Source organism: Nocardia amamiensis, from assembly GCF_015477605.1.
Lineage (GTDB): Bacteria > Actinomycetota > Actinomycetes > Mycobacteriales > Mycobacteriaceae > Nocardia > Nocardia amamiensis_A.
Genome location: NZ_JADLQX010000085.1, coordinates 1 through 5,851 on the forward strand (window position 1 = coordinate 1; position 5,851 = coordinate 5,851).

The window sequence follows — 5,851 nt, forward strand, 5'->3', positions numbered from 1 at the left end:
AACAACCCGACCGCGATGCGATCAGACAACCGTTCATCCGTCTCCGACTTGACCTGCCCAGGCCGCGGCATGCACACCTCCCGGGCACAGACCCTACCAGCCCACAAACCTTAAGTCACTGGTATTGAGGCTAGCGTCACCCCGGCATCACGATTGCGAGCCACCCGGACGACATCGTCACGGAACTCACGGGGGTAGGGCTTGGGCACAGCGACATCCTTCCAGCTCGCCTGAAAGCAAGCCAAATCAGTTGTCACCTATCCGTGCAGCAGTCCCTTGTCAAAACTTGTGGATGGAGGAGAGTTGGCAGATCCGCGGGCGTTACTGGTCGGCCGCTCCTGAGGTGCGTTTCAATGCGACCTGGGGCGCGTACAGCCCGGCGTCTCGTAGCCGGGGCGGCGTATCTGCCAACTCGCCGAATATTTCGAATCCGTACTTCTGATAGCGTTCGATCGCTGTGGTGCCCACGGTCGTTTGGGTGTATACATCGACGTTTCCCAGCCGGTTGAGCGCCGCTTGCATCAGGTCTCGGCCGACTCCGGTGCCATGCCAATTCGGATGCACGTACCAAGCATTCACCACTCCGGCACCGTCGTCGCGTGTCGAGACCCAGATGAATCCCGCGACCGTATTGTCGGCGGTGCGCGCCACCAACAGTCCCGGCTCGCCTGAGGTGGCCAGTCGGGACCAGTCCGCGATCTTCCGCGGCCCCAGATCTCCCAGCAGGAAGTTGTCGACGTGCTCTGCAGCTCCCGGGAGATCATGGTAGGCGACGCGTGATGCCAGCACCTGCGCACGGGCGATCCCGGGGCCGTCGGTGGTGTGCACGGGGCCGACGGTTGCGGGCCCGATTTCGTCCAGGCGCGTGTCGAGATATTCAGACGGCAGTCGATTGGGGATATCAGCGATCGCGGACCGAGAAGGCGCACCGGCAGGGAGCGTCGGTCGCGCCGCCCCAGGCCCTGTTGTCTTGGTGATCATGTCCGCGGCCCGAATATCGGCTTCTTCTTCGATCTTTATCTTTGTCTGTTTGACTGCCGCGCTGAGACCCTTGACGGATTCGGCGTCAGCCTTCGCTCCCCGAGTCAACATATTGGTCAGAGCAGTTTGGATTTGTTTGAGTAGCGGGATGGGTTTGTTTTTCAATGACAACTCGATTTCGTTGACACGGCCCGATTTCGCTGTGGGGAATTCTGGTTAGGCGACCGCGGTTTCATTTGTCTCGGCCGACGGGGATGGGGCGATGTCGGCGGGACGTTCCAGCAGTTTGCCCTTATGAAAGATGGCGCCGGTGCGGACGAGGGCAACCATCTGTGGGCCATTGACCGCACGCCAACGGGCTGGGGCAGCCTCGATCAGCTTGTAGGCCATGGCGATCCCGGCCGCGCGCGAGCCTGGCCCCTTGGTAACCTTGGTTCGCAACCTGACGGTGGCAAAGGTGGGCTCGATGGGGTTGGTTGTGTGCAAGTGGATCCAGTGTTCGGCCGGATACGTGTAGAACTCCAGCAGCACATCGGTATCGAAGCCGAGCTTCGCGACAGCCTTAGGATACTTTGCCCCATAGTCGATCTCGAACGCCTTGATCGCCACCTACGCACGGTCGATGTACTCGGCATTGTAGATCTCGCGCATCGCTGCAATCGCCCCGGGATGCGCCGACTTCGGCAGTGCGGCCAGCACATTCGCATGCTTGTGCCACCAACAGCGCTTCGCCCGAGTCTCCGGGAACACTTCCCGCACCGCCTTCCAGAACCCAAGCGCCCCGTCACCCACGACAAGTACCGGCGCCCGCATACCGCGACGGCGGCAATCACGCAGCAGATCCGCCCACGACTCGTGCGACTCCCGAAACCCATCGGTCAGCGCCACAAGCTCCTTGCGGCCGTCGGCGCGGACCCCGATCATCACCAGCAGGCACAACTTCTCCTGTTCGAGGCGCACTTTCAGGTGGATGCCGTCAACCCACACATGCACGTAGTCGACCGCTGAGAGATTGCGGGCAGCAAAGAGTTTCGCCTCGGCATGCCACTGGCCGGTCAGCCGGGTGACCACCGAAGCCGACAACCCCGCGCCGGAACCGAGGAACTGCTCCACCGCGGGCACGAAGTCGCCGGTAGACAGCCCGTGCAGGTACAACAGCGGCAGCACCTCGGTGACCTGCCACGACTTGCGCGCCCACGCGGGAAGAATTGCCGAGGAGAGCCGCTGCTGCTCACCGATTCCCGAGTCGATCCGCTTGTCGTTGACCCGCGGGGCCTTCACCGTGACCGCCCCGGCGGCGGTCAGCACGGTCCGCTCCTCGCGATAGCCATTGCGCACCACCAGCCGCCGACTGTCCTCATCGACCTCGCCCCGGAAACGCTCGGATGCTCGCGGCGGCGTTGGAGGCCGAGGTCACCGCGTATATCGGGCCGCGCCCCGTCACGGACGATCTCATCGATCAACGACGCACCCGCCACGCCATGCTGATTGGCTGCGTGGGCGTCGTGAACTAACTTGAGCATGGGACGTACCTTCCCGCCGGCGTTGACGCGCCGGACGTGATCAAACCTTCGAAATCTGGTCATCCGGGAAGGTACTCCCTCCCGGTCATCCACAGGTTTCGAAGGTTTGATCCCGCCCATTCACCTGAGTGCAGTGGCAGCATGAGACTTCTACAGCTGTAGGCGTTTCCCCCATAGCGAACCGGTTGACAGTAGTGGGAGGCTCGGCAAATGACAAGCACCCTCCGAGGGCGTCGAGGCGTATCGCGGCGGTGTTTCGCATGCGCAAGCCGCCCTGATGGGCCGCATCGGCAGCCACTGCAAGTAGAAGCAGACGTGCGGGGCTTCAGAACATGTGATGCCGTGCGATTTGGACAGACTGGCACGAAATTTTCTGCGGTCGGCACGTGGCGATCGTCGCTCCTCCCATCATGCGGGTCCTCAGCGCAGTGGTGTGAGCAGGTGTAGTCGTCATGCCCGAGTCACGTCTTGCTATCGAGTTCACCGCCACAGTCCACGTGCTGCGTTACCACGCGGAGCGAAGTGTCGCAGAACGTTGAACAGGTGCCGACAGGCTTTGTAGACACACCCGCCGGTGGCCCGGCGGGCATCGAAGCGGCTTCGCGCGCCGGGCGATGCTCGCAGCAATGCCAGGGCTTGGATCGGACCGGCCGGAGCAAGTCGCCGGTCCTTGACGTGCCGCTGCAGCACGGAGGCTTTCGCGCCAGCTTGGTGGGGAATCAGCGCGGATACGTCGAGGGCATTCGATCCCGGTGGGCTGCCCAAACGAGCTCTGCCGCGGATCTCTTCGAGTACCTGAGCGTCGGTCAGCTTCCGAGCTACTGCCGCCTCCGGAGAGCTTGTCAAGGTGGGCGATCGCCGCCTCAGCGATAATGCGGTAGCGGGCGACAAGCTCGACGCGGCGGCGAGTATGGCCCAGGCTTCGGCGCGGCCAGCGATCCCTCGGAGGGGGCGGCGGGGCCAACCCGACGCGGAACTAGTACTCGAGAGACCGCGAACCCGGTTACCGACTGCTGACGCGCCGACTTGGGTCGGCAACCAGGCCCTCTTTCTCGAGACGCTCACAGCCCGACGCCACTCTGCGGCCGGCGCATACGACAAAAATGCCACGTGTAGCGTCCGCGCGCGGGATCCGTATCCCAATCATCGATCACGAACTGTGAGGGCTGCGGCAGGTTCTCGGCACCAATCTTCCGCTCGACAGATGAGCGTATAGATCAGAAGTAGTACTGGTCGGCTCCCATCAGTCATTTCCGGACGGGCCAGTCCGATACCCCGAAAACAGTCGTATAGACGTTGCTATACCAAGGGTTTCTCGAGATGAAAGCGCGTTTCCGATGGCCGGAAGTGCGCAAGAATTCGGTCCACAGCAATTGCTTCTCCGGCATCTTCGAACAGCTGCACAGAGCGACGGCCGAGGGCGTCTGCGCACTTTGGGAGTTACGAAATTGGGCATTGAGATTCCGCACGAAGTGGCGCTTTTTCTGAATTTTATCGGTGTTCCATATCCAGATATCGACGAGGATCAGGTACGCGAGCTGGGTCGGCAGGTGCGGGAGTTCGCCACGAATGTTCGGGCGACTCATGAATCGGCTACGGGGGTGATCACGGAGATGGGTTCGGTCTACTCTGGAATTTCATATGAGGCGCTCGTGGCGTCATGGGCTCGGATGAGCTCGACACATATGGAGAGCCTGGATCAGTCATGTCTCGTGGTGGCAAATGCGTTGGAGATTGCGGCGGAAGTGATCACAGTAGTGAAGGTCGCCGTGCTTGCCGAACTTGCGGCCTTGGCCGCAAGTTATGCGGCTCTGATGGCAGCCACGGCAGCTACCGCGGGTGCCTCGGCGGCGTTCGCAGCCGCCGTGCGGGCAGCCGCGAGCAGGCTGGTCACCGCGATGGAGGAAATGCTGATCTCATATGTAGCCGCTGAGGTGATCGGAAAGGCTATCGAGCCGCTCGGGCACACTATCGAACGCATGATCAACGGTGCCGTATTCGCCGCCGCCAGCAACCTTCTCGATACGCCGACGTCCGATAGCTCGTCGCCGCTACCACTGTACATCGAACCCGACGAAGTGCTGCGATATGCCAAGGTCCTCGACGATCACGCCGACAAAATCCTTGAGCATGCCGCGACCTTCGCCGACAATGTGAAGGCGTTGGACTTCAGCACGTCCGGCGGGCCCGACGCCCTTGTCGCAGCAGCTCCAGGGTCTACTTCGATCACGCCAAGCGGAGCGTCGAACCCAGGTGCGGCTCGAGAAACTTCGCCTGCCCTGCACGAGCTGACCGGCGCGCCGCAGACGATCCGCGGGTCGCGGATGGCAGATTCAGTTCCATTTGATCCAGGCAGAAGTGGATCAGAAATGTCCATAACGCCGGAGTACCGAAACTTCCCCGCACAGGATGGTGCGAAAACGTCCGCACAGTCACCCATGGAACGCGGCGATGTCAGCCGAGCACTCTTAGCGAGTCCGGGTCTTGACCCGTCGGCAGCGAGTGTATTCGGCATCGAAAAAGGCATGCTTGCAACGTCGGGCGATGCCGCGCCAGATCGCCCTGTCGCCATGCCGGTAGCCGGATCGGCGAACGGAGCGGTCGACAATGTCGACGCCGGCGAACCTCACCATAGTTCCGGCGAACGCCCGCTTGCCGCAGCGGATACTGTCAGACCTGGGCAGGCCGTGAGTCCGGACGCGAACACACGGGCGGTGGGCAGCATCCGGAACGAGAGCAGCGGTGCCACCGATGGCCCTGGACTTTCAAATACCTCACAAGGCGCTGGACCTGGCACGCCATCCTCCACTCCTTGGACGCGTTCCAAGCAGGCCGGTGGGAAATCGAGGACCGCCGCAAAGCGGGCTACGCTCGAGAACAGCGAGCGACCGGTCGCCAGCTCGGTCGTCGAGCATGAACATATACAGACTCCATGGTCAAAGATGCCCAAGCGCGCAGCTAGCGCGCCCCGGGTGTTTGCCCCCGATAGCGCAGCCCCGGCGCCCAATCTCCAGACCGATGAGACCACAGCCGAACCGAAACCACACAGTGAGTTGCCTGATCGCGATGTTGAGCCGACTCGATCTACAGCGGATCCGGCGCGGCCGCGAAGAGTAGAACGGTAAATCCGGATCGATTGCTGTGTATCACACGACCATGTACGTCCGCTCAGCCGTAGGACTGATCTGGACCTGTCATGTCGCCCCTTTCTTCGCTCGCGCCTGTCAATCCCCTCGAAGTGTGGAGGCTCCCTTATGCGGCCTCGTCTCGTGACAGGGCTGCAGTTGAGGCCGCACGGACGGCGGCCATATGGGTCTCGTAGTTGATCGGCGACATTGCGCCGCACA

Annotated in this window: 2 protein-coding genes and 1 pseudogene; 1 reads left to right on the plus strand and 2 read right to left on the minus strand. The window is 62.2% G+C overall.

Annotated elements, in window-relative coordinates; translation table 11 throughout:
* Nucleotides 1–321 precede the first annotated feature (321 nt).
* The gene (locus tag IU459_RS36375; protein WP_195134131.1) at nucleotides 322–1,146 is read right to left on the minus strand and encodes a GNAT family N-acetyltransferase; all 825 of its coding nucleotides are present in this window, start codon (nucleotides 1,144–1,146) and stop codon (nucleotides 322–324) included.
* A 51-nt stretch (nucleotides 1,147–1,197) separates the two neighbouring features.
* Nucleotides 1,198–2,504: pseudogene (locus IU459_RS36380) on the minus strand (IS256 family transposase).
* Between the two features lie 1,448 nt (nucleotides 2,505–3,952).
* On the opposite strand from IU459_RS36380, the gene IU459_RS36385 reads away from it, so the two are divergent.
* On the plus strand, nucleotides 3,953–5,629 hold the full coding sequence (locus IU459_RS36385) for a hypothetical protein (protein WP_195134132.1): 1,677 nt from the start codon (nucleotides 3,953–3,955) through the stop codon (nucleotides 5,627–5,629).
* Nucleotides 5,630–5,851: the final 222 nt, after the last annotated feature.